Here is a 22,818-nt window from a genome sequence, read left to right as displayed (position 1 = left end):
CCCACAGGGTTGCGCGCGAGCCTGGTTTAATTCACCGTCAGAATCGGGCTACCCAACTTCTCCAGCAACGTTGCCTGTGCACTGCGCGGGTTCTGGTTACCGGTCGGCGTGTTACGCACGTAGCGGCCGTCCGATTGCAGGCTCCAGCTGTGGGTGTTGTCGGTGAGGTAGCTTTCCAGCTCCTTCTTGACCCGCATGATCAGCTTCTTGCCTTCCACCGGGAAGCAGGTCTCCACACGCTTGTCGAGGTTTCGCTCCATCCAGTCGGCGCTGGAGAGGAACATCTGCTCTTCGCCACCGTTGAGGAAGTAGAACACTCGGGTGTGCTCAAGGAAGCGGCCGATGATCGAGCGCACGTGGATGTTGTGCGACACCCCGACAATGCCCGGGCGCAGGCAGCACATGCCACGCACCACCAGGTCGATGCGCACGCCGGACTGGCTGGCCTTGTACAGCGCGCGGATGATCTTCGGATCGGTCAACGAGTTGAACTTGGCGATGATGTGCGCCGGCTTGCCGTCTAGAGCGAACTGAGTCTCGCGGGCAATCATGTCGAGCATGCCCTTCTTGAGGGTGAACGGCGCATGCAGCAGCTTCTTCATACGCAACGTCTTGCCCATGCCGATCAACTGGCTGAACAACTTGCCGACGTCTTCGCACAATGCGTCGTCGGACGTCAGCAGGCTGTAGTCGGTGTAGAGCTTGGCGTTGCCGGCGTGGTAGTTGCCCGTACCCAAGTGGGCGTAGCGCACGATCTCCCCGGCCTCGCGGCGCAGGATCAGCATCATCTTGGCGTGGGTCTTGAACCCGACCACGCCGTAGATCACCACCGCACCGGCCGCTTGCAGGCGGCTGGCCAGTTGCAGGTTGGACTCTTCGTCAAAACGCGCGCGCAGCTCGATCACTGCGGTCACTTCCTTACCATTACGCGCAGCATCCACCAGCGCATCGACGATTTCCGAGTTGGCGCCACTGCGGTACAGAGTCTGGCGCACGGCCAGTACGTGCGGGTCCTTGGCGGCCTGGCGCAGCAGGTCGACCACTGGGGTGAACGACTCGAACGGGTGCAGCAGCAGAATGTCCTGCTTGCTCACCACGCTGAAGATGTTCTCGCTGTTTTGCAGCAGTTTCGGAATCTGCGGGGTGAACGGCTTGTATTGCAGCTCCGGGTGGCTGTCCAGGCCGGTGATGCTGAAGAGGCGCGTCAGGTTCACCGGGCCATTGACCTGGTACAGCTCGGACTCGGCCAGGTTGAACTGCTTGAGCAAGTAGTCCGACAGATGTTTCGGGCAGGTATCCGCCACTTCCAGGCGTACAGCGTCGCCATACCGCCGCGAGAACAGCTCGCCACGCAGGGCGCGGGCCAAGTCTTCGACGTCTTCGGAGTCCAGCGCCAGGTCGGCGTTACGGGTCAGACGGAACTGGTAGCAGCCCTTGACCTTCATGCCCTGGAACAGGTCATCCGCGTGGGCGTGGATCATCGACGACAGGAATACATAATTGTCGCCAGCGCCCCCAACCTCTTCCGGTACCTTGATGACCCGTGGCAGCAGGCGCGGTGCCGGGATGATCGCCAGGCCCGAGTCGCGACCAAAGGCGTCGATACCTTCGAGCTCAACGATAAAGTTGAGGCTCTTGTTCACCAGCAAGGGGAACGGGTGCGTCGGGTCGAGGCCGATGGGAGTGATGATCGGGGAAATCTCGTCACGGAAGTAACGGCGCACCCAAGTCTTGATCTTGGTGGTCCAGTGTCGACGACGAATGAAGCGAACCTGATGTTTTTCCAGTTCCGGCAGCAGAATGTCGTTGAGGATCGCGTACTGGCGATCCACATGGCCGTGCACCAACTCACTGATGCGAGCCAGGGCCTGGTGCGGTTGCAGGCCGTCGGCACCGGCTTGTTCACGGGCGAAGGTGATCTGCTTCTTGAGGCCGGCGACACGGATCTCGAAGAACTCATCCAGGTTGCTGGAGAAGATCAGCAGGAACTTCAGGCGCTCCAGCAACGGGTAGGACTCATCCAGCGCCTGCTCCAGCACGCGGATGTTGAATTGCAGTTGTGACAACTCGCGGTGGATGTACAGGCTGCTGTCATCCAGGTTGGTGACCACGACCACCGGCGCCGGCGCAGGTGCTTCGGCAACCACCGCAGGCGGGGCAGGCTCCAGTTCCGGCGGGGTCTCGGCGACTTGTTCAACCACCGGGTGAGCGTCTTTTACGGCAACTTCTGAGAGTCCTTCGGTATTCATCGAGTGTTCCTGTGAGGGCTATTGTTGCTCTCTAAGCAATTGGGCAGCGCGGGCGGCGAAGTAGGTCAGGATGCCATCAGCGCCGGCACGTTTAAAGGCAGTCAGGGATTCGAGGATCACCCCTTCACTCAACCAACCATTCTGGATCGCCGCCATGTGCATGGCGTATTCACCGCTGACCTGATAGACAAAGGTCGGCACTTTGAATTCCTCTTTGACCCGGTAAAGGATGTCCAAATAGGGCATCCCAGGCTTGACCATCACCATGTCGGCGCCTTCGGCCAGGTCGGCCGCCACTTCGTGCAGGGCTTCGTGGCTGTTGGCAGGGTCCATCTGGTACGAGGCTTTGTTGGCCTTGCCCAGGTTCAATGCCGAGCCCACCGCATCGCGGAATGGGCCGTAATAGGCGCTGGCGTACTTGGCCGAGTAGGCCATGATCCGCACATTGACATGACCGGCCAGCTCAAGGGCTTCGCGAATCGCCTGGATGCGACCGTCCATCATGTCCGACGGGGCAACCACCTGGGCGCCCGCCGCAGCGTGGGACAACGCCTGCTTGACCAGAGCATCAACGGTGATGTCGTTCTGAACATAGCCGTCCTCGTCAAGAATGCCATCCTGGCCGTGGGTGGTGAACGGATCCAGTGCCACGTCGGTGATCACTCCCAGCTCCGGGAAACGCTCGCGCAGGGCACGGGTGGCGCGCTGGGCGATCCCTTGGGGGTTCCAGGCTTCGGCGGCATCGAGGGACTTGAGTTCCAACGGAGTCACCGGGAACAACGCCAGTGCCGGGATCCCCAGCTCTACCCAATTCGCCGCCTCGATCAGCAACTGATCAATGGTCAAGCGCTCCACACCCGGCATCGACGCCACCGCTTCGCGACGGTTTTCACCGTCGAGCACGAATACCGGCAGGATCAGATCATTCGTCGTCAGTACATTTTCACGTACCAGACGACGAGAAAAATCATCACGGCGATTGCGACGCAGGCGGGTGGCGGGGAACAGGCGATTGGCAGGGGTAAAGCTCACGACAGACTCCTGAGCCCGGGTTTACGGGCGAGCGTTGCAGTTATAAGCGGCCATTATGACGAAGGAATGACAGTTGTGCTTATCGACGCGACCTGTAGTCGCATTCGTCATTTACGTAGGAATTGTTCACTTCGTGACACATCTCGATACTTTCATGAATCTTCGTGAAGGCGTAGGCTGCGCGTTCATTTCGCCAGCACCCTAGACCATGCTTCAACAATTTCTGCATGACTTCGGCTACTTTGCCCTCTTCCTCGGCACGTTCTTCGAAGGCGAGACCATCCTCGTGCTCGCAGGCTTCCTGGCGTTTCGTGGCTATATGGATATCAACGTGGTGGTGGTCGTTGCCTTTTTTGGCAGCTACGCCGGCGACCAGCTCTGGTACTACATGGGGCGCAAGCACGGCCGCAAGCTGCTGGCGCGCAAGCCGCGCTGGCAATTGATGGGCGACAAGGCACTGGAGCATATCCGCAAGCATCCGGATATCTGGGTACTGAGCTTCCGGTTCGTCTACGGCTTGCGCACGGTGATGCCCGTGGCGATCGGCCTGTCCGGCTACCCGCCGATGCGTTACCTGATCCTCAACGGTATCGGTGCGGCGATCTGGGCCGCTGCGTTGGGGGCTGCGGCCTACCACTTCGGCGCGGTACTGGAAGGCATGCTCGGCAGCGTCAAGAAATACGAATTGTGGGTGCTGGGCGCGTTGCTGGTGCTGGGCTTGGGCCTGTGGTTGCGACGCCGCTTCAAGAATGCCCGTATCGCCCGCGAGGCGTGTGCCGAGGCCAAGGCTCGACTTGCCGCCGAACCAGCCCCGGTCGAACCACCTAAGACACCAATCGAGTAAGCCGGCTTCTGCAACAGTAGAGGCCGATCACGCTGAGCAGGCTGTAGCTCGCCAGGGCCAGCCAGCCCAGGTTGCTGGCGGGCCACAGCCCGACCAACGGCGCCAGCCATACCAGCGGCACGTTCAGCGCCAGGCGCGCCAGCTCCGCCTTCAACCCCCACGGGCGATTCTCCAGCGCCACCCCCAAGGTAAACAGGCCCAGCGCCATCGCTCCCCAGCCGACGACCAGCGCCGCCATGGGCAGCCTCTCGCCGAAATTCATCAAGTAGCTACCCAACCCTACGTACGCCGCAAATTGCAAAGCGATGTACAGCTGTTGCCGCGTATCCAACGGTACCTCGAATTTGCGGAACTGGCTCAGGTCCGGCTTGGCCATCGGGTACTTGGCTTTGACGTCCGCCGGGCGCCAGCCGGTGCGCATGAACCAGATGCGCAACTTGTCCCATCTGCTTTCAGTGCGCCTGGCGTCACTCCATAACTGCGCATAAAACTGCAGGTTGGCCCACAGCGGGTTCCAACTGGCCAGGGGCGTGGTCACACCGAAGATCACCGGCTCGTTGTCGTCTTCCTCTTGGAAAGTACCGAACAGCCGGTCCCAAATAATGAACACCCCGCCGTAGTTGCGATCCATGTAGAGAGCGTTCTGTGCATGGTGGGCCCGATGATTGGAAGGCGTGACGAAGAACCACTCGAACCAGCCAAGCTTGGGCACGTGGCGGGTATGTACCCAGAATTGATACAGCAGGTTGAGCGACGCCACGCTGATAAACACCACCAGCGGCACGCCGACCACGGCCAGGGGCAGGTAGAAGATCCAGCTCAGCAGGAAACCGGTGCTGGTCTGGCGCAAGGCGGTGGTGAGGTTGTACTCCTCGCTCTGGTGGTGCACAGAGTGTGCGGCCCAGAGAATATTGCGCTCATGCCCCATACGATGCAGCCAGTAGTAGCAGAAGTCATAGAACACGAAGGCGAACACCCAGGTCCAGGCACTCTGGGCCGACAACTGGATCAGTGCCAAGTGCTTGAGGGCGAATGCGTAGGTCAGCAAGCCCACACCCTTGGTCAGCAACCCGGTAGTGGTGGACAGCACGCCGGTGCTGAGACTGTTGATGGCATCTGCCACCCGATAGTTGCGTGCGCCGCGCCAACGGTCGGCCAGCAGTTCAACCACGATCAGGGCGATGAAAAACGGTACCGCGTAAGGCACGAAGTCCATGGGCTAGTCCGGTCTATTTTTGTTACATCAAGATTAGGTGCAGCGACGTGAGATCCCATTGGCAACAGGTTACAAATTAGTAGACATTTAACGCCATGAATCAGGAGAAATGCCCATGAGCAAAAAAATTGCAGTGATCCTTTCCGGCTGTGGCGTATACGACGGCGCAGAAATCCATGAAAGCGTGATCACCCTGTTGCGCCTGGACCAGCGCGGCGCTCAAGTCGAATGCTTTGCACCGAATATCCCGCAATTGCATGTGATCAACCACCTCACGGGCGAGGAAATGCCTGAATCGCGCAACGTACTGGTGGAGTCGGCGCGTATCGCCCGCGGTGCAGTGAAGGACATCAGCGAGGCCAACGCAGCCGACTTCGATGCGCTGATCGTGCCCGGCGGGTTTGGGGCGGCGAAGAACCTGTCGAACTTCGCTGTGGAAGGCGCCGGTTGCAGCGTCAACCCGCAAGTCCTTGAACTGGCCGAAGCATTTGCCGAAGCCGGCAAGCCGATAGGGCTGATCTGCATCTCACCGGCCCTGGCCGCGAAGATCTACGGCCCTGGCGTGACCTGCACCATCGGCAATGATGCCGACACAGCGGCAGCCTTGGACAAGATGGGCGCCACCCACCACGAATGCGCGGTGGACGATATCGTCGAGGACAAGGCGCGCAAACTGGTAAGTACGCCGGCGTATATGCTCGGCAAAAACATCAGTGAGGTCGCTTCAGGCATCAACAAGCTGGTGGATCGGGTGCTTGAACTGACTCACGAAAATGACTGACACCCTCTTTCTGTAGGAGCGAGCTAGCTCGCTCCTACAGAGGCTTCATCAAGCGGGTCAGCAGGCGATCCAACGAGTTGGCAAACGCCTGCTTGTCCTTTTCCCCATGGGGCGGTGGCCCGCCGCCCATCTGGCCTTGCTCACGCAGATCGGTGAACAGGTTACGCACCGCCAAGCGCTCGCTCATGTTCGCCGGGCTGAACTCCTTACCCCTTGGGTCAAGGGCCGTGACGCCCTTCTTCACCAGCCGGTCGGCCAGCGGCACGTCGCTGCAAATCACCAGTTCGCCGGGCACGGCGTGCTCAACCAGGTAATCATCGGCCGCATCCGGGCCGCTGGGCACCACGATCAGTTTCACACAGGAAAAGCTCGGCTTGATCTGGCTCTGCCCGGCCACCAGCACCACCTCGAACTGACGCTTGAGGGCGAACTTCACCACTTGGTCCTTGGCCGCCCGAGGGCAGGCATCAGCGTCTATCCACACCCGCATGTTATGCCGCCACCCGGCGCTTTTCAGCCAGCCGGCTACGACCGTACAGCACCACAATTGCCAGGATCGCCACAGCTTGCGCACCCAACGAGTACGCATCGGCGTGGATACCCAGCCAGTCGAAGTCAAAGAATGCCACCGGCCGTGTACCGAAGATGCCCGCTTCCTGCAATGCCTTGACACCGTGCCCGGCAAACACCACCGACAGCGCACACAGCAACGCGGCGTTGATGCCGAAGAACAGCGCCAGCGGCAGCTTCGCCGAACCGCGCAGGATCACCCAGGCCAAACCCACCAGCAACACCAGCGCCGTGGCGCCACCCGCCAATACCGCGTTATGCCCGGCTGGGCCGGCTTGCAGCCATAGGGTTTCGTAGAACAGGATCACTTCGAACAGTTCGCGGTACACCGAGAAGAACGCCAGCACCGCAAAACCGAAACGCCCACCGCCGCCCACCAGGCTGCTCTTGATGTAGTCCTGCCAGGCGGCCGCGTGGCGCCGGTCGTGCATCCAGACACCGAGCCACAACACCATCACGCTGGCGAACAACGCTGTGCAGCCTTCAAGCAATTCGCGCTGGGCGCCGCTGACGTCAATCACATATGCCGCCAGGGCCCAGGTGGCCAAGCCGGCCAACAGCGCCAAGCCCCAGCCGATATTGACGCTGCGCACCGCCGATTGCTGGCCGGTGTTACGCAGGAAGGCGAGGATCGCCGCCAGCACCAGAATCGCTTCCAGACCTTCGCGCAGCAGGATCAGCAAACCGGAGATGTAGCTCAACGACCAGCTCAGGCCATCGCCGCCCAGCAAGCCGGCAGATTCGGTGAGTTTGCCCTTGGCTACGTCCAGGCGCTGCTGCACCTGCTCGATAGGCAAGCCGTCCTGCAACGATTGCCGGTAGGCCATCAGGGCTTTCTCGGTGTCTTTGCGCACATTGGCGTCGACGTTATCCAGGGAGCTTTCCACCAGCTCGAAACCTTCCAGGTAAGCGGCGACCGACAGGTCGTAGGCCTGCTCGTGGTCGCCGTTGCGGAAGGCGGCAAGGCTCTTGTCCAGGGTGGCGGCGGTGTAGTCGAGCAACTGCGCGGGGCCCCGCTGGACCTGCGGCGGCTGTGCACGCTGGGCGCGGAAAGTCGCGGCAGCAGCCGGGCCGTCGGCGGCGAGCACTTCATTGGGGGTTTGGCGTGCCAGGTCGGCGAGATTGAACGCCCGTTCGCTTTTGGCGGCAGCCGGGTCGGCGGTGAAACCGGCGATGTAGGTTGCCAAGTCCCAGCGCTGGCGGTCGTCCAGTTGATCGGCGAATGACGGCATATCCGTGCCTTCGACACCCAGCCCAAGGGTGTTGTAGATCGCATACAGGCTTAAGCGGTCCAGGCGTGCAGCATCGCGCAGGTTAGCGGGTGGCGGTGTGAGGCCCACTCCCGCAGGGCCATCACCGGCGCCGGCATTACCGTGACAGACCGAACAGTGCTGGGCGTAGAGCGGCGCGCCGCGGGTAGGGTCTGGCGTGATGGCAGGCGCCTGGCTGACTTCATACGCCACGGCCAGCTTGGCGCCCAACTGACGGGCCTGGCGGGCTACGCTCGCGCCGTCCTGGTGGGCACTGACCGCTGCCAGCAATTCATCAACACCCGTTACCAGCTCGGCGCGCTCGGGCTTATCCGGCAAATCAGCCACCAAGCCTTGCAACACCCCGAGAAACTCCACTTGCTCACGGTATTCCGAGTCGTCCACCACCTTGCCCGCCTCTACCGTCGGTGGGTAGTCGGCGCCAATATAGTCCAGCAAATGCAGGGCTTGTGGCGCGCCCTCGGCGGTCGCGGCCAACAGATTGAAGCTGCACGACATCAACGCCGGCAACACCAGCCAGGCGAGAAAGCGGAAAGGGGCGGTCATGAATGAATCTCAAGTGGAAATACGAAGTAACACTATTGTTGAGCTTTAGCGGGTTCGACTCAAGGTGTTATTTCATATCACCACAAAACCAATGTGGGAGGGGGCTTGCTCCCGATAAAGTGTGTCAGCCAAAAATTTCTAAGCTGATACACCGCCATCGGGAGCAAGCCCCCTCCCACATTTTGATTTGGTTTCTTCAGTTATGCCGTAGCGCGGTGCAGGCTGGCGAGGAAGCCCGCCGCACCTACGAACAAACCTGCAAAGGTTCGGTTCACGCGTTTCTGCTGTTTAGGCGTACGCAACAGGCGCAAGACTTTCGACGCCAACCCTGTGTACCCCGCCATCACGATCATATCGACGCTGATCATGGTCGCACCGAGGATCAGGTACTGAATCAACAGCGGGGCCTGCGGGTTCACGAACTGCGGCAGCACCGCCAGCATGAACACCAAGGCCTTGGGGTTGCTGGCGTTGACCAGGAAGCCCCGGAACATCATCGCCATTGGCTTGCCGATCGGACGCACGGCGGCGTCATCGGTCATGTCCATGGGCAAGGCACGCCATTGCTTGATGGCCAGGTACACCAGGTAGGCCACGCCAAACCATTTGATTGCATAGAACGCGGTAGACGATGCCGCCAGAATCGCGCCCAAGCCACCGGCCACCACGGCGATCTGCATCGCCAGGCCCAGTTGCAGGCCGATGGCGTTCCAATAGCCGCGCACAAAACCATATTGCAGGCCGCTGGACATCGAGGCGATGGCACCAGCGCCAGGGGAAAGGGAAATGATCCAACTGGCCAGGAAAAAGGCCAGCCAAGTATCGAGAGCCATTGCGCACCTCAGAAGGGAGTTAGCGGTTATGCCTTAAGCTAACTCCACCGACCAAAGGCTGGCTATAGATTTTTACAAGATGTAAACGCTAGCGGTCGCCCGGGAACACGTGGGTTCCTGGCCAACGCCGCACCGAACGCTGGAAGAACATACTGTTAGGCACCTGCACCATCGCGCTACTGGTGCCGGCTTCCTCGACTTCAATCAACGTGGTGTAGAGCAGGTTGATCGCCACGACCCGGCCCTTCACGCCGGGTTTGTCGACGGTGTCCACCAGTTCGACGATATCGCCAAGGCGAAACGGCCCGACGGTGAAGATCAGGATCGCGCACAACAGGTTGGACAGCACCGACCACATGGCAAAGAACGCCACTGCCGCCACCGCGACAAACCCTGACAGTGCCGTCCACAACACCGTGGCGGACACCCCCAGGCGACCCAGCACAAAGATCAGCGCACTGCCCATGATCAGCCAGCGCAAGCCGCCGCGCAGGGGCATCAGCAATTGCGGCGGGAACGGGTAGCGCTCACCCAGGCGAGTCAGGCCTTTGGCGACGAATCGCTGGGCCAGGTAGCCGGCCAGCAGGATCAGCAGGATTTGCACGCCAATCCATACGGGCTCGACCCATTGCGCCGGTACGGGCAGTTGCAACGCTTCCATCAGGACAGCGCCTCCAGCTCCGCTTGCAGGGTTTCAAGCACTTCGAGGGCCTCCATCCAGGTTTCCTCCAACTGCCCTTCGCGCACCTTCAGCTTGGCCTGTTCGGCCAGCAGGTCACGCAGCTCATCCTTGCGCGCCGCCTCGTACACCGCGCTGTCACCCAGGCTGGTTTCGATCTTGGCCAGGCGCTCGTGCACCTTGCCCAGCTCGGCTTCCAGCTTGTCGGCTTCTCGCTTGTGTGGCGCCAATTGTTGGCGCAACGCGGCGGCTGCCTGGCGCTGGGCTTTCTTGTCGGTCTTGTCCGGGTTGACCGGGGTGTTGCTGGCCGGCGCATTGCGCAGACGGTAATCCGTCAGCCAGCGCGCGTAGTCATCCAGGTCGCCATCGAACTCTTCGACTTTGCCGTCGGCTACCAGCAGGAAGTTATCAGTGGTGCTCTTGAGCAAGTGGCGATCGTGAGACACCACCAATACCGCACCGCTGAATTCCTGCAGGGCCATGGTCAGCGCCAGGCGCATTTCCAGGTCCAGGTGGTTGGTCGGTTCGTCGAGCAGCAGCAGGTTCGGCCGGTCCCAGGCGATCAGGGCCAGGGCCAGTCGGGCTTTTTCACCGCCGGAAAAATTCAGCACTGGCTCGTCGATGCGCGCACCACGGAAATCGAAACCGCCGAGGAAGTCGCGCAAGGTCTGCTCACGTTCGGTCGGCGCCAGGCGTTGCAGGTGCAACAACGGGCTGGCCTTGGAATCGAGCGAGTCCAATTGGTGTTGGGCGAAGTAACCCACCACCGTGTTCTCGCCACGGGTCAGGCGACCCGACAGAGGTTCAAGTTCGCCCGAGAGGTTCTTGATCAGGGTCGACTTGCCTGCGCCGTTCGGGCCGAGCAAACCGATGCGCGCCCCCGGCGTCAGCTGCAGCTTGACCTTCTCCAGGATGGTTTTGTCGCCGTAGCCCAGGCGGGCATCCGAGAGGTCCAGCAACGGGCTGGAGATTTTCACCGACTCGCGGAATACAAAGTCGAACGGCGAATCGACGTGGGCCGCCGACAGCTCTTCCATGCGCTCCAGAGCCTTGATCCGGCTCTGGGCCTGGCGGGCCTTGGTGGCCTGGGCCTTGAACCGGGCGATGTAGCTTTCCATGTGCGCACGTTGCGCCTGTTGCTTCTCGTAGGCCTGTTGCTGCTGGGCCAGGCGCTCGGCGCGGGCGCGTTCGAACGCGGTATAGCCACCACGGTAGAGGGTGATTTTCTTCTGTTCAACGTGGGCGATGTTATCGACCACGGCGTCGAGGAAATCCCGATCGTGGGAAATCAACAGCAAGGTACCCTGGTAATTCTTGAGGAAGTCTTCCAGCCACAGGATCGCGTCGAGGTCCAAGTGGTTGGTCGGTTCGTCGAGCAGCAGCAAATCCGAGGGGCACATCAATGCCTGCGCCAGGTTCAGGCGCATGCGCCAGCCACCGGAGAAGTCGGCGACCGGGCGGTCCATTTGTTCGTTGGTAAAACCAAGGCCGGCGAGCATCTTGCGGGCGCGGGCGTCGGCGGTGTAGCCGTCGGCACTGTCCAGCTCGGCGTGCAGGCGGGCCTGGGCGGCACCGTCCTGGGTTTTTTCGGCTTCGGCGAGATCGTGTTGCACCTGGCGCAGGCGCAGGTCGCCATCGAGCACGTAATCGATCGCGATGCGGTCCAGGGTGTCGATCTCTTGGCGCATATGGGCGATGCGCCAGTCGGCCGGCAGCAGGCAGTCCCCGGAATCCGGGGTCAGCTCACCCAGCAACAAGGCGAACAACGTGGATTTGCCGGCGCCGTTGGCACCGATCAGGCCGGCTTTGTGACCGGCGTGCAGGGTCAGCTCGGCGTCTTCAAGAAGACGTTGCGGGCCACGCTGTAATGTTAGGCTTTGAAGTCGGATCATAATGGCGGCGGAGTCTACCAGCTTCGTTGGCCGCTGGCTTGGGTGTGAATATGTGCGCTGACCTGTGGAGCTTTGCCCTCTCGACTTACGCCCGCCCGGGTGTAGAGGCCGCTTGCCTGCGCTTGCAGGAACAAGGGGAGGATGTGTGCCTGCTGCTGTGTGGTGCGTGGCTGGAGCGACGAGGTGTGGCGCATACGCCCGAACGTGTGCAGGCATTGCAACAGATTGCCCACCCGTGGCAGGTACAGGTTGTCGAACCGTTGCGACTGGTGCGCGTGCAATGGCGAGGCATGGCACAGCAGGATGCGCAATTGGCATCGCTACGGGAAAGGGTCAAAACCCTGGAGCTGGAGGCCGAGCGGACACTGCTGGCGCGCTTGGAAGCACGGGCGCAGGCATGGCCGATCAATGAGGTCGTGGGTCAAAACGAATGGCTTGAAGGCCTGGCGACCGAAGCCGCCAACCTGGACCGCGACGCGCTGCAGCAGCTGCGCGTCGTGGTCACCAACACTTAGGAAGCGCTGGTTGGGGTGGTGCTTGGCGCTACCGGTGCAGGGGTGCTGTTGGCCGGTGCGGATGGAGCGGTGGATGCTGCCGGGGTGGTAGCAGGTGCTGCTGGAGTGGCGGGTTTGGCGGCTGGTTTCGCAGCAGCAGGTTTGGCAGCTGGCTTCACGGCTGGTTTCGCAGCAGCAGGCTTGGCAGCTGGCTTCACGGCTGGCTTCGCGGCAGCAGTTTTAGCGGCTGGCTTGGCGGCTGGTTTCGCAGCAGCAGGCTTGGCAGCTGGCTTCACGGCTGGCTTCGCAGCAGCAGTTTTAGCGGCTGGCTTGGCGGCCGGTTTTGCAGCAGCGGTTTTAGCAGCTGGCTTGGCGGCTGGTTTCGCAGCAGCGGTTTTAGCGGCTGGCTTGGCGGCTGGTTTCGCGGCAGCAGTTCTAGCAGCTGGCTTGGCGGCTGGTTTCGCGGCAGCAGTTCTAGCAGCTGGCTTGGCGGCTGGTTTCGCGGCAGCAGTTCTAGCAGCTGGCTTGGCGGCTGGTTTCGCGGCAGCAGTTTTAGCAGCTGGCTTGGCGGCTGGTTTCGCGGCAGCAGTTTTAGCAGCTGGCTTGGCGGCTGGTTTCGCAGCAGCAGTTTTAGCAGCTGGCTTGGCGGCTGGTTTCGCAACAGCGGTTTTAGCCGTTGGCTTGGCTGCAACTTTTGCAGGAGTGCGAGCACCCAGCGCTTTAGCTACGGCTTCCTTCACACGACCAACACCCTGCGCCAGCTTCAGGCTTTCTTGCGCGTCTTTTTTGAGTTGGGAAATGTAGCTGCGGGTTTCAGCTTGACGATCCTTGAGGGCATCCAGCAGGTCCTCAAGTTCTTTGACAGCGCCCTTGGCTTTGGCTTGCGCCTTGGACTTGCCGGCAGTAGCGGCGTCTTGCAGTTTGGTGCGGGATTTATGCAGTTTCTCTTGCGCTTTACCGCGTTGTTTTTCCAGTTTGGCGAGCAGTTTTTCTGCATCGGCCAAGGCTTGGGAACACGCGCTTTCCAGATGTTCGAGCAGGCTGCCCGAAAGTTGTTGGAGTAAGTGCAACGGGGTATTTACAGGCTTCTGTTTGGCCGACATGGTTTACCTCCTGGCTGACGTGGGTGCGGTTCATACTAGCCCTCTGCTCTTACCGCCGCTAGGGCATGTTGACAGTATCGTTCGCCTTGCGTTGCACCGTACGGAAATTCTTATCGATATAACGAAAAACCGCGGCACTTTTCATCCACTCACACTGCCATAATCCGTCGCACTTTCGCCGGGAGAATGCCTATGTCGCGTTACCTTTTTCTAGTGCTTGGCTTGGCGATCTGCGTGGCCGATGCGAGCGAGCAAGCGTCGTCAAAAACCACCGTCGCGGACTCGCACGATCTCGCTTATAGCCTGGGCGCAAGCCTTGGCGAACGGTTGCGCCAGGAAGTCCCCGACCTACAGATCCAGGCTCTGGTCGATGGCCTCAAGCAAGCCTACCAAGGCAAGCCGCTGGCACTGGATAACGCACGCATCGAACAAATCCTCGCCCAGCATGAAGCGCAGAACGCCGCTGACGCCCAAGTGCCTCAAAGCGAAAAAGCCCTCGCCGCCGAACAGCAATTTCTGACCCAGGAAAAAGCCGCCAGGGGTGTTCGCGAGTTGTCAGATGGAATCCTGCTCACCGAGTTGGCACCGGGCACTGGCACCAAGCCGTTGGCCAGCGATGAGGTACAGGTGAAATACGTGGGGCGACTGCCCGATGGGACCGTCTTCGACAAAAGTACGCAGCCACAGTGGTTCCGCCTGGACAGCGTGATCAGCGGCTGGAGCAGTGCATTGCAACAGATGTCGGTGGGTGCGAAATGGCGCCTGGTGATTCCTTCGGCCCAGGCCTATGGCGCGGACGGCGCGGGTGAGTTGATCCCGCCTTATACGCCGCTGGTGTTCGAGATCGAACTGCTCGGCACTCGCCACTGACCCATAAAAAACGGTGCGACATGCGCACCGTTTTTGTCTGGCTACCAAGGTTCAGGCTTGAGTAACTCCCTCTTCCTTATGGGCGTTGTGCAGCACTTCAATCAAACAGTCTTCCAGTTCGAACCGCTCGTGCAACAGCGCTCCCAACTCTTTGAATTTTTCTGCAACACAGTTTCCTGCATCACACAGGTCAGTGAACGCCAGCAGCTTTTCAGTAATCACATCAATGCGCGGGTAAAGGGTCTCGGCCAGCTCCAGACCTCGCTGATCATCGAAAGCTTCCGCCTCCTTGGTCAGTTGCTCGTAGACACCGAAATGGCCGGCAGACACGTAGTCCACCAACACCTCACAGAACTCCTGCAACGGCTCGCGATTCTCAGCCAATGCTTCGGGCTTGGCACCGAGAGCATCAAAGGCCCGAACCAGTTCGTGACGTGCCTTCAACCAGCTATCGATCAGCTTGTGCACCCCACCCCAGCGTTCCTGAGCATTCTGACAACTTTCCAGCATGATGATCTCTCTTCCCTATAGGGGCGCTGCCGCTCTGTACCTGCGCAACACTTCGAGGATAAAGCAGCAGCCGGACAAGGCCGCGTCTGACAAATGGTTTGGATAACGCGTGCGGGCCAGATTATGCCCGCATGACTGTGGCTTCAAGGTACGCAGGAGAGAATGTTCATACAAGTGTTTAATCCACTCCTACAGCCTGAGTCCTGTTTTCACGGCCTTGCGAGGCGCAAAGGCCTACTGAGCAACAACCGTGAAAATTGCATGGCGCCCAGGATCAACATAGCCACGAAGAACAACAAGCTCCACTCCGGAAGGCTCAGTTCAAATAGCGTCCACTTGATTTCGACGCAATCGACAGTGCCGTTGAACACAGATTGCGCTGCCTGCCAGAACGACAGGTTTTCAATCATGTATTGCAGGCTGGGCCAGCATTCTGAGACCTGGCCTGACGGCATATTCTGCAACAACACTTGGCGCCCAGCGGTAATGGCGCCGAGCAGCGCACAAGTCATGCTCGCCAGACCATACAAGCAAAGGCCGGAACGCCCGGGATTATGAAAGGCGGCAATCAGGTTGATCAGCGCAAAGGCGGCGAGGAACAGGCGTTGCACCTGGCATAGAAAGCAAGGCTGTAGCAGCGCGCCGTATTCCAGATAAAAGGACGCGCCCAACGTCAGCGCACCAGCCATGAACGCCAGGAAAAACAAGGAGCGTAAAGGGGCCAAAGACATTGTTTATCCGCACTGCAAGAGATAGGTCGCTACGGTAGAGGAAAGGCCCGACCTCTTTCAATACGCCTTGGAGCAGACAATTCCTCGAAAACATACGGACATCCCGCCAGGCTCCGGAGGAAATCCAATTACATCAAGTAGGAATTAGTAACAAGGCCACTTAAGCCAAGCATTTACAGGGGCTGAAGGATAGGGTGTCAGAACGGTCCGAGCCAATCCATTCACCCTTTCCTACTTCAGACTCGCGCGGGCACTGGCAACGGCGAGGACAGCAGACGATTGTCGAGCAACCCCAGGCCTTCCTGAAACAGCTGGTTGCTGCGTTCAGTGTCGCCCAACTGGGCCAGCAGACGAGCCAATTCGGCACAGGCTTCAGGATTGCGCTGTACTTGCAGGCTGCTTTCCAGATAGTCCCGCGCCTTGCCCCACAGACTGTTTTGCAGGCACAGGCGGCCCAGCGTCAACAGCAAACTGGCATCACCTGGATGGTCCTTGGTCCAGCCTTCGGCAAATTTCAATTGGCGCGCCGGATCACTGCCCCGCAGCAGGCCGTAAAGCCGAATAAGGTGGCTGTCGTAACCGCGCTTGAGCGCACCACGCAATACTTCCTCGGCCTTGACTTCAGCGCCCAGGCGCCGCAATTGGTCGGCATAAGCCAGCACCAATTGCGGCTGCTGGCGCTGGGCAGAAGTCAATTGCTCCCAGGCCCGTTCCAGAGACTGCAAACCGGCTTCACCCTGCTCTTCGCGCTGGGCGGCCAGGTTCAGGTTTTCACCCCAGGCGCGACGCTCCAGCTCGGCCAGCTCGCTGGCGGGCAAGACTTTGTCCTTGCGCAACTCAGGCAGCAGGCGAATCACGGACGACCAATCGCCCCGCTGCTGATGCAGGCGCTGCAGTTGTCGCAGCACCTGCGCATTATGAGGGTGACGCTCGTGCATCGCTTGAAGAGTGACCAAGGCGCCCTCAGTATCGCCGCGATCCATCTGCAATTGCGCATGGCTCAGAGCAACAGCCAATTCGGCCTGCGGCTGGCGCTCCAGGGCGCGCTCCAGCAAGCCGTCGGACTCTTCGTAACGGCCCTGCTCATTAGCCGCACGAGCAGCACCGATGTAATACAGCAGTGGCTGGCGCTCCGCTTCTGCGGCGCGATGCAAGTGTCGCTCAGCGCTCGCCCAGCGGCCCTCGGCGAGGTCCATCTGGCCTTGCTCGATGGCAATTTGCACGCGGCGGCTGCGGTTGCGTCGCGACCACGGATTGACCACGCCACCGGAAGTGGTCACCAGCATCAATAACGCGCGAATCAGGTAGATTCCCAGGCCGATGGCAAACACCGCTACCAACGTGGCCCACAGGCTTGATTCGTAATGCAGTAAATGAGGGTAGGTAATCAGCACGTAGCCGGTATGTTTCGAAATGCCCACGCCCAATGCCAGGGCGACCGCTATCGCCAGTACCAGGATCACATAGAAACGCTTCATCAGCTCTACTCCTGGGTCGCCGGTTTGCCAGCCGAGGCCTTGGCTTCGTCGGCAGACAGATGACGACGTTCAAGGTATGCCTGCACAGCGGCCAGGCTCGCAGCCAGATCAGGCGTCACCACCGACACGGCCTTGGGCTCGAGCTCAGCGATACGCGCCAGCATTGCCTTGCTCTGCGGGTTGTCCTGGTTGAAGTTGCTCTGCAACACGCTGCGCGCTTCCCCCAGCGAGCGGCTGTACACCGCCGACTCGCCGTTAAGCGCGGCCCACTGCGCCTGCTCCAGCGCCAGGCTCAGGGCCAGCCGTACTTGGTTCAAGCCCTGGCCCGCCAACAATGGGCGGATGTTGTCATCCGGGTTGAAGTCGATGCGGAAATAACGGGAGATCTGTTCCCACCACTGGCTCAACCGGTTCTCCGTGTCGCCGGTAGGCCGCCCTTGGGAAGCAGGCTCGGTGAGTTGATACTCGGGCGCAATCGCCGCCAGTTGCACGACCTGGTCACGCAAGGCCGCCAGTTGCAGGTACAGGCCAGTACGATCCGGTTGTTCGGTGCTGCGTAGCGCGGCCAGGCTCTTGGCCAGTTGCTCGCGCGCCGCGAATGCACCAGGGTCGCTCTGCTCGCGAAGAATCTCGTCGGCACCCTGCACCAGCGACTGGGCGCTGTTGATATCTTGCAAGGCGGACAAACGCAAGCTGGCCAGACGGATCAGATGCTCGGCCTCGGCCAGGCGCCAGTCCTTGCGGCTGGCACCCAGCACCGTTTCCAGACGTTGGTTCAAACGCTGCTGGTCACCCTGAAGCTGGGCGACCAGGCGGCGGCGCTCCTCCAACTCGTCCGCTCCTGGCAACTGTGCCAGGCGGGCCGCCAACTGTTGCTGGCTTTGCTTGAGGCTCTGGGACTGGTCATCCAGGGTCTGCACCTGGCCCAACTGCTGCTGGCTGCTGGCTTGCAGGGCGCGGACCTGCCAGATCCCCCAGCCGCCAGCGGCAACGCCCGCAGCACCCAGCAGCAAGGCGACGATTGCCAGGCCATTGCCACGGCGTGGTGCACTGACCGGTGTCTCGACCGGCGCAACAAGCGCGGGCTGAGCTTCATCTTTAGGCAAGGCTGTTTCGCTCACGTATCCGTCCTTTGCGTATCAGAGAGTGGGAACGGGATGGCTCCCTAACGCCACTAACAAAGCCGCGGCACTCGCGCCACGACAATCCACAACTTTTTCTGCGCCAGCAGCCCGCGCCATCTCGTACACGCGAGGGCTGGGCACGAACAACGGCAGCTGTGCCACCTGTGGCCAATCGAGGCCGGCCAAGGCTTGCAGGTGTAAAAAACCCTGCCCACTGCTGACCACCAGGCCGTTCAAGCGTTCCAACTGGATGCGCTGCACCAGTGCGCCCTTCTCGTAGGCAGGAAGAAAACGCCGATACAATTCCAGGTAGTCGACACTAGCACCTTGCTCGCGCAAACGCTCTGCCAACAACTCCCGCCCGCCCTCGCCGCGCAGGATCAGCACCCGGGCGCCCGGCTGTGCAATAGCCTCTCGCAATGCGGGCAATTGAAGCAAGGCTTCGCTGTCATCGCCAGTGGCAGGGTAGTGAACATCGAGGCCATGACCGGCCAGAATCTGTGCCGTCGCCGCGCCAACGCTGAACCAGGGCATTGGCGCCACGGCATCCCCCAACCGTTGCAAGGCCAGGCGCGCGGCCGGCTTGCTCACCACGATGACCGCGCAATAACGCTGCAACGCGCCGAACAACGCTTGTTGGTCGGGCGTGATCGGCAACGCTTCGGTCTGCAGCAAAGGCAAGCTGCTGCTGTAAATACCGGCCTCGGACAACAAGGCTCCCAGGGCCATCGACTCCTCGGCAGGCCGCGTCAGCAGCACGCGCCAGTTGGTCACTGCGGGCCGGCCTCGCCATAGACTTTTTGCAGAATGGCACCGGCACCTTTTTCCAGCAGCTCCTCGGCGACCTGAATACCCAAGGCCGCGGCATCACGCTGCGGCCCACGCACTTCGGCAGTCAGCAGGGTACCGCCGTCCGGGTCACCCACCAGGCCACGCAGCCACAGGTTTTCACCTTCGAGTACGGCATAGCAGGCGATTGGTACTTGGCAGCCACCGTTGAGGTGTTTGTTCAACGCACGTTCGGCGGTGACACGCACTTCGGTATCCGCATGATCAAGGGGCTTGAGCAGTGCATGGATTGCGCTGTCGGCAGTGCGACATTCGATGCCGACTGCGCCCTGCCCGCCGGCGGGCAAGCTGTCTTCGACGCTGATGGCCGACGTGATGCGGTCTTCGAAGCCCAGACGGATCAGGCCGGCGGCGGCGAGGATGATCGCGTCATATTCGCCGGCGTCCAACTTGGCCAGGCGGGTGTTGACGTTGCCGCGCAGGAAGCGGATCTGCAAATCGGGGCGCCGGGTCAACAACTGGGCCTGTCGACGCAGGCTGGAAGTGCCGACGATACTGCCCAGCGGCAATTCATCCAGGGACGCGTAGGTGTTAGAAACAAAGGCATCGCGCGGGTCTTCGCGTTCACAGATGCAAAAAAGGCCCAGGCCTTCTGGGAAGTCCATGGGCACATCTTTCATCGAATGCACGGCGATATCGGCTTCGTTTTCCAGCAGCGCGGTTTCCAGTTCTTTGACGAACAGGCCCTTGCCGCCGATTTTCGACAGCGGTGAGTCAAGCAGTTTGTCACCGCGACTAACCATGGGCACAAGGGAGACCTTGAGGCCCGGATGGGCTTGCTCAAGACGTGCTTTGACGTATTCGGCCTGCCACAAGGCCAGGGCACTTTTACGGGTGGCGATGCGGATTTCGCGAGAGGACATGGATCAATCCGTACTGAATAGATACGGGCGATAATAACAGCTCAGGCAAATACGCTTTGATTTGAATCAGCAAGTGCGGGGCCTCCCTGGCCACAACGCACCGGGATAAGGAATGCAGACCGCGCCGCAGCCCTTGGGCTAAAGCTGCTGCATCATTTTTCGCACGCCGGCGACGTGGCGTCGGCTGACAATCAAGGCATCGCCGTTGAGCCCTTTCAGGAATAGCTGAAAGTGGCCCAGGGGCGTGCGCTGCAAGCGCTCGATACGTTCTCGGGCGACCAGCGCGTTGCGATGGATGCGCACAAAGCGATCACCAAACTCGTCCTCGAGGGCCTTGAGCGGCTCATCGAGCAGCACCTCACCCGACTCATGACGCAGGGTCACGTACTTGTGATCGGCAATAAAATAGACGACCTGGTCAAGTGGGATCAGCTCGATGCCCTTTCGGGTGCGCGCACTGATATGACTGCGTGGCCCGTTACCACTTTGGGCCGCCGGCTGGGTCAGAGCAGCGAGTTGGACACGGTTGGGGCGCTCGGCTTTTTTCAAGGCCTTGAGCAAGGCTTCGACAGTGGCTGGCTTGACGAGAAAACTGGCACCGCTGTCTTCCAGCGTCTGTGCAGAAAACTCATCCTGGGCCGCACATAACACCACAGCCGGGGGCGACTCGCGCTCGCTCAGGCGGGCGGCAACTTGCAAGCCATCGAGGCCCGGCATACGGATATCGAGCAGCACCACGTCCGGCTTGAGGCTATCGATCAGCGTCAACGCCTCCTCCCCGCTGGTGGCACTCGGTTCAAGGACTGTATAACCCTCGAGTTCACTGACTAGACGGCTCAGTCGCTCGCGGGCTTGGGGTTCGTCATCAACGATCAGGACATTCATATTGCGCTGGATTCCTGCGTGAGTCTCGCACAAGGATAGCGTAGACAGGTGCGGTGACTTGCGTCACAGCGATCCACGCTAAGACTAGCGCGAGCGGCAAAAAGTGCCCTGAGAGTGGCACCCAAATTTACCCGGACCTGTTCAATAGCGCCCAACACCTGCTGCCTTCGGGCATCGTCGTAGGGTTCACTGATACACAATCCGAATACCCCCCTGTTTAATGGATAGTCTGGTTATGACCGCATCACCCGACTTTGGTGCATTTACACACTATCAGTCCAACTGTAGACGCTCACCGAGACGACATTGCTCAATCGTCAAATATCGTTTCAATAAGTACCTGCCTCCAGTCTCGTCCCGGATGCGGTCGGCGGCAAGGCACTTAGCCACCCTCTGCACAAATAAAATTGCCGACCACCCGCAGCACCGCCTCCACGGGCAACCCTGTTATTATCGCCGGCACACCTCCATGCCTCTTTCAAGCAGATCACGAGCGAATCCATGAGCACCGACAAGACCAACCAGTCCTGGGGCGGCCGCTTCAGTGAACCCGTCGACGCTTTCGTCGCGCGCTTCACCGCCTCCGTCACTTTCGACCAGCGCCTCTACCGCCACGACATCATGGGCTCTATCGCCCACGCCACGATGCTGGCCAAGGTCGGCGTGCTGACCGACGCCGAGCGTGACAGCATCATCGACGGCCTGACCACCATCCGCGGTGAGATCGAGGCCGGTACATTCGACTGGCGCGTCGACCTGGAAGACGTGCACATGAATATCGAGGCACGCCTCACCGACCGCATCGGCGTTACCGGTAAGAAACTGCACACTGGCCGTAGCCGGAACGACCAGGTAGCCACCGATATCCGCCTGTGGCTGCGCGATGAGATAGACCTGATTCTGGCCGAAATCACCCGCCTGCAAAAAGGTTTGCTGGAGCAGGCCGAACGTGAATCGGACACCATCATGCCCGGCTTCACCCATCTGCAGACCGCACAGCCGGTGACTTTCGGCCACCACCTGTTGGCCTGGTTCGAGATGCTCAGCCGTGACTACGAGCGGCTGGTGGATTGCCGCAAGCGCGCCAACCGCATGCCGTTGGGCAGCGCCGCGCTGGCCGGTACCACCTACCCGATCGACCGCGAGTACACCGCGCAACTGCTGGGTTTTGACGCCGTGGGTGGCAACTCCCTGGACGGTGTGTCGGACCGTGACTTCGCCATCGAATTCTGCGCCGCCGCCAGCATTGCGATGATGCACCTGTCGCGCTTCTCGGAAGAGCTGGTGCTATGGACCAGCGCGCAATTCCAGTTCATCGACCTGCCAGACCGCTTCTGCACCGGCAGCTCGATCATGCCGCAAAAGAAAAACCCCGACGTACCCGAGTTGGTGCGTGGCAAGAGCGGCCGCGTATTTGGCGCGCTGATGGGCCTGTTGACCCTGATGAAAGGCCAACCATTGGCCTACAACAAGGACAACCAGGAAGACAAGGAACCGCTGTTCGACGCCGCCGACACCCTGCGCGACTCGCTGCGTGCCTTTGCCGACATGATCCCGGCGATCAAGCCCAAGCACGCGATCATGCGTGAAGCGGCCCTGCGCGGGTTTTCCACCGCGACTGACCTGGCAGACTACCTAGTGCGACGTGGCCTGCCGTTCCGTGATTGCCACGAAATTGTCGGCCACGCAGTGAAATACGGCGTAGACACCGGCAAGGACCTGGCGGAAATGAGCCTGGAAGAGCTGCGCCAGTTCAGCGACCAGATCGAGCAGGATGTGTTTGCCGTGCTGACCCTGGAAGGCTCGGTGAATGCCCGCAACCATGTGGGCGGCACTGCGCCGGCGCAGGTGAAGGCAGCCGTGGTGCGCGGCCAGGCACTGCTCGCCAGCCGCTAAGAGCTTCGCGAGCAAGCCCGCTCCCACATTCGACTGCATTCCACAGCTGGAACTCGGTCAAATGTGGGAGCGGGTTTGCTCGCGAAGGCGTCACCACAGGCG

At 60.7% G+C, this 22,818-nt stretch carries 21 protein-coding genes; 5 read left to right on the top strand and 16 right to left on the bottom strand.

Features of this window, described 5'->3' with window-relative positions; genetic code table 11:
* Positions 1–26 precede the first annotated feature (26 nt).
* Positions 27–2,249, bottom strand: a complete 2,223-nt coding sequence (gene ppk1, locus FRT59_RS12135) for a polyphosphate kinase 1 (RefSeq protein ID WP_153837385.1) — start codon at positions 2,247–2,249, stop codon at positions 27–29.
* An 18-nt stretch (positions 2,250–2,267) separates the two neighbouring features.
* On the bottom strand, positions 2,268–3,281 hold the full coding sequence (hemB, locus tag FRT59_RS12130) for a porphobilinogen synthase (RefSeq protein WP_198809672.1): 1,014 nt from the start codon (positions 3,279–3,281) through the stop codon (positions 2,268–2,270).
* A gap of 208 nt (positions 3,282–3,489) precedes the next feature.
* Here hemB and FRT59_RS12125 point away from each other — a divergent pair, with 208 nt between their 5' ends.
* Positions 3,490–4,125 carry a DedA family protein gene (locus FRT59_RS12125; protein ID WP_153871311.1) on the top strand — a complete coding sequence of 212 codons (636 nt, stop codon included), beginning with the start codon at positions 3,490–3,492 and terminating at the stop codon, positions 4,123–4,125.
* On the opposite strand, the gene FRT59_RS12120 is transcribed toward FRT59_RS12125, so the two are convergent.
* Positions 4,106–5,341: a sterol desaturase family protein gene (locus FRT59_RS12120; protein ID WP_034116360.1), complete on the bottom strand. Its 1,236-nt coding sequence runs from the start codon at positions 5,339–5,341 to the stop codon at positions 4,106–4,108. The genes FRT59_RS12125 and FRT59_RS12120 overlap by 20 nt on opposite strands.
* Positions 5,342–5,456: 115 nt before the next feature.
* On the opposite strand from FRT59_RS12120, the gene elbB reads away from it, so the two are divergent.
* Positions 5,457–6,122, top strand: a complete 666-nt coding sequence (gene elbB / locus FRT59_RS12115; RefSeq protein ID WP_034116361.1) for an isoprenoid biosynthesis glyoxalase ElbB — start codon at positions 5,457–5,459, stop codon at positions 6,120–6,122.
* A 34-nt stretch (positions 6,123–6,156) separates the two neighbouring features.
* Here elbB and FRT59_RS12110 read toward each other — a convergent pair whose 3' ends face one another.
* From FRT59_RS12110 to FRT59_RS12090, 5 genes are all read right to left on the bottom strand, one after another.
* On the bottom strand, positions 6,157–6,612 hold the full coding sequence (locus tag FRT59_RS12110; RefSeq protein WP_034116362.1) for a YaiI/YqxD family protein: 456 nt from the start codon (positions 6,610–6,612) through the stop codon (positions 6,157–6,159).
* A gap of 1 nt (position 6,613) precedes the next feature.
* Positions 6,614–8,509 carry an FTR1 family protein gene (locus FRT59_RS12105; RefSeq protein ID WP_153871310.1) on the bottom strand — a complete coding sequence of 632 codons (1,896 nt, stop codon included), beginning with the start codon at positions 8,507–8,509 and terminating at the stop codon, positions 6,614–6,616.
* Between the two features lie 200 nt (positions 8,510–8,709).
* Entirely contained in the window at positions 8,710–9,342 is a 633-nt protein-coding gene (locus FRT59_RS12100) for a LysE family transporter (RefSeq protein ID WP_005792425.1), read from the bottom strand.
* 88 nt (positions 9,343–9,430) lie between these two features.
* Positions 9,431–10,003, bottom strand: a complete 573-nt coding sequence (locus FRT59_RS12095) for a mechanosensitive ion channel family protein (protein WP_153837383.1) — start codon at positions 10,001–10,003, stop codon at positions 9,431–9,433.
* The gene (locus tag FRT59_RS12090) at positions 10,003–11,913 is read right to left on the bottom strand and encodes an ATP-binding cassette domain-containing protein (RefSeq protein ID WP_034116364.1); all 1,911 of its coding nucleotides are present in this window, start codon (positions 11,911–11,913) and stop codon (positions 10,003–10,005) included. Before FRT59_RS12090 ends, FRT59_RS12095 begins: the two co-directional genes overlap by 1 nt.
* A gap of 50 nt (positions 11,914–11,963) precedes the next feature.
* Here FRT59_RS12090 and FRT59_RS12085 point away from each other — a divergent pair, with 50 nt between their 5' ends.
* On the top strand, positions 11,964–12,428 hold the full coding sequence (locus tag FRT59_RS12085) for a TIGR02444 family protein (RefSeq protein WP_198809673.1): 465 nt from the start codon (positions 11,964–11,966) through the stop codon (positions 12,426–12,428).
* Here FRT59_RS12085 and FRT59_RS12080 read toward each other — a convergent pair.
* On the bottom strand, positions 12,425–13,510 hold the full coding sequence (locus tag FRT59_RS12080; RefSeq protein WP_153871308.1) for an AlgP family protein: 1,086 nt from the start codon (positions 13,508–13,510) through the stop codon (positions 12,425–12,427). The two genes, FRT59_RS12085 and FRT59_RS12080, sit on opposite strands and share 4 nt — an antisense overlap.
* Before the next feature lie 192 nt (positions 13,511–13,702).
* Between FRT59_RS12080 and FRT59_RS12075 the strand changes: the two genes are divergently transcribed.
* The gene (locus tag FRT59_RS12075; RefSeq protein ID WP_034116367.1) at positions 13,703–14,380 is read left to right on the top strand and encodes an FKBP-type peptidyl-prolyl cis-trans isomerase; all 678 of its coding nucleotides are present in this window, start codon (positions 13,703–13,705) and stop codon (positions 14,378–14,380) included.
* A gap of 51 nt (positions 14,381–14,431) precedes the next feature.
* Here FRT59_RS12075 and FRT59_RS12070 read toward each other — a convergent pair whose 3' ends face one another.
* The 7 genes from FRT59_RS12070 to FRT59_RS12040 form a co-directional block, all read right to left on the bottom strand.
* Positions 14,432–14,890 carry an Rsd/AlgQ family anti-sigma factor gene (locus FRT59_RS12070; RefSeq protein WP_034116368.1) on the bottom strand — a complete coding sequence of 153 codons (459 nt, stop codon included), beginning with the start codon at positions 14,888–14,890 and terminating at the stop codon, positions 14,432–14,434.
* 209 nt (positions 14,891–15,099) lie between these two features.
* Positions 15,100–15,621 carry a disulfide bond formation protein B gene (locus FRT59_RS12065; RefSeq protein WP_153837380.1) on the bottom strand — a complete coding sequence of 174 codons (522 nt, stop codon included), beginning with the start codon at positions 15,619–15,621 and terminating at the stop codon, positions 15,100–15,102.
* Between the two features lie 236 nt (positions 15,622–15,857).
* Positions 15,858–17,099, bottom strand: a complete 1,242-nt coding sequence (locus FRT59_RS12060) for a heme biosynthesis protein HemY (RefSeq protein ID WP_153871307.1) — start codon at positions 17,097–17,099, stop codon at positions 15,858–15,860.
* A 5-nt stretch (positions 17,100–17,104) separates the two neighbouring features.
* Positions 17,105–18,220: a uroporphyrinogen-III C-methyltransferase gene (locus FRT59_RS12055; RefSeq protein WP_034116371.1), complete on the bottom strand. Its 1,116-nt coding sequence runs from the start codon at positions 18,218–18,220 to the stop codon at positions 17,105–17,107.
* Positions 18,221–18,238: 18 nt separating this feature from the next.
* The gene (locus tag FRT59_RS12050) at positions 18,239–18,997 is read right to left on the bottom strand and encodes a uroporphyrinogen-III synthase (protein WP_034116372.1); all 759 of its coding nucleotides are present in this window, start codon (positions 18,995–18,997) and stop codon (positions 18,239–18,241) included.
* Positions 18,994–19,935, bottom strand: a complete 942-nt coding sequence (gene hemC, locus FRT59_RS12045; protein WP_034116373.1) for a hydroxymethylbilane synthase — start codon at positions 19,933–19,935, stop codon at positions 18,994–18,996. The genes FRT59_RS12050 and hemC overlap by 4 nt, the downstream gene beginning before the upstream one ends.
* A gap of 138 nt (positions 19,936–20,073) precedes the next feature.
* Positions 20,074–20,820: a LytR/AlgR family response regulator transcription factor gene (locus tag FRT59_RS12040; protein ID WP_034116374.1), complete on the bottom strand. Its 747-nt coding sequence runs from the start codon at positions 20,818–20,820 to the stop codon at positions 20,074–20,076.
* Positions 20,821–21,321: 501 nt separating this feature from the next.
* Here FRT59_RS12040 and argH point away from each other — a divergent pair.
* Complete coding sequence (gene argH / locus FRT59_RS12035; protein ID WP_024078056.1) at positions 21,322–22,716, top strand: argininosuccinate lyase; 1,395 nt, start codon at positions 21,322–21,324, stop codon at positions 22,714–22,716.
* Positions 22,717–22,818: the final 102 nt, after the last annotated feature.

Source organism: Pseudomonas haemolytica, assembly GCF_009659625.1.
Taxonomy (GTDB): domain Bacteria; phylum Pseudomonadota; class Gammaproteobacteria; order Pseudomonadales; family Pseudomonadaceae; genus Aquipseudomonas; species Aquipseudomonas haemolytica.
Note: the sequence above shows the minus strand (reverse complement) of the source record. Positions and strands in the feature narration are given on the sequence as shown.

Bases quoted from the DNA above. Each gene is read 5' to 3' on its own strand.
- FRT59_RS12090 (WP_034116364.1), bottom strand. From the start codon at position 11,913: ATGATCCGACTTCAAAGCCTAACATTACAGCGTGGCCCGCAACGTCTT.
- FRT59_RS12040 (WP_034116374.1), bottom strand. From the start codon at position 20,820: ATGAATGTCCTGATCGTTGATGACGAACCCCAAGCCCGCGAGCGACTG.
- hemC (WP_034116373.1), bottom strand. From the start codon at position 19,935: ATGTCCTCTCGCGAAATCCGCATCGCCACCCGTAAAAGTGCCCTGGCC.
- FRT59_RS12120 (WP_034116360.1), bottom strand. From the start codon at position 5,341: ATGGACTTCGTGCCTTACGCGGTACCGTTTTTCATCGCCCTGATCGTG.
- FRT59_RS12080 (WP_153871308.1), bottom strand. From the start codon at position 13,510: ATGTCGGCCAAACAGAAGCCTGTAAATACCCCGTTGCACTTACTCCAA.
- FRT59_RS12060 (WP_153871307.1), bottom strand. From the start codon at position 17,099: ATGAAGCGTTTCTATGTGATCCTGGTACTGGCGATAGCGGTCGCCCTG.
- FRT59_RS12105 (WP_153871310.1), bottom strand. From the start codon at position 8,509: ATGACCGCCCCTTTCCGCTTTCTCGCCTGGCTGGTGTTGCCGGCGTTG.
- FRT59_RS12070 (WP_034116368.1), bottom strand. From the start codon at position 14,890: ATGCTGGAAAGTTGTCAGAATGCTCAGGAACGCTGGGGTGGGGTGCAC.
- elbB (WP_034116361.1), top strand. From the start codon at position 5,457: ATGAGCAAAAAAATTGCAGTGATCCTTTCCGGCTGTGGCGTATACGAC.
- FRT59_RS12075 (WP_034116367.1), top strand. From the start codon at position 13,703: ATGTCGCGTTACCTTTTTCTAGTGCTTGGCTTGGCGATCTGCGTGGCC.
- argH (WP_024078056.1), top strand. From the start codon at position 21,322: ATGAGCACCGACAAGACCAACCAGTCCTGGGGCGGCCGCTTCAGTGAA.
- FRT59_RS12085 (WP_198809673.1), top strand. From the start codon at position 11,964: ATGTGCGCTGACCTGTGGAGCTTTGCCCTCTCGACTTACGCCCGCCCG.
- FRT59_RS12095 (WP_153837383.1), bottom strand. From the start codon at position 10,003: ATGGAAGCGTTGCAACTGCCCGTACCGGCGCAATGGGTCGAGCCCGTA.
- FRT59_RS12110 (WP_034116362.1), bottom strand. From the start codon at position 6,612: ATGCGGGTGTGGATAGACGCTGATGCCTGCCCTCGGGCGGCCAAGGAC.
- FRT59_RS12125 (WP_153871311.1), top strand. From the start codon at position 3,490: ATGCTTCAACAATTTCTGCATGACTTCGGCTACTTTGCCCTCTTCCTC.
- ppk1 (WP_153837385.1), bottom strand. From the start codon at position 2,249: ATGAATACCGAAGGACTCTCAGAAGTTGCCGTAAAAGACGCTCACCCG.
- FRT59_RS12065 (WP_153837380.1), bottom strand. From the start codon at position 15,621: ATGTCTTTGGCCCCTTTACGCTCCTTGTTTTTCCTGGCGTTCATGGCT.
- FRT59_RS12100 (WP_005792425.1), bottom strand. From the start codon at position 9,342: ATGGCTCTCGATACTTGGCTGGCCTTTTTCCTGGCCAGTTGGATCATT.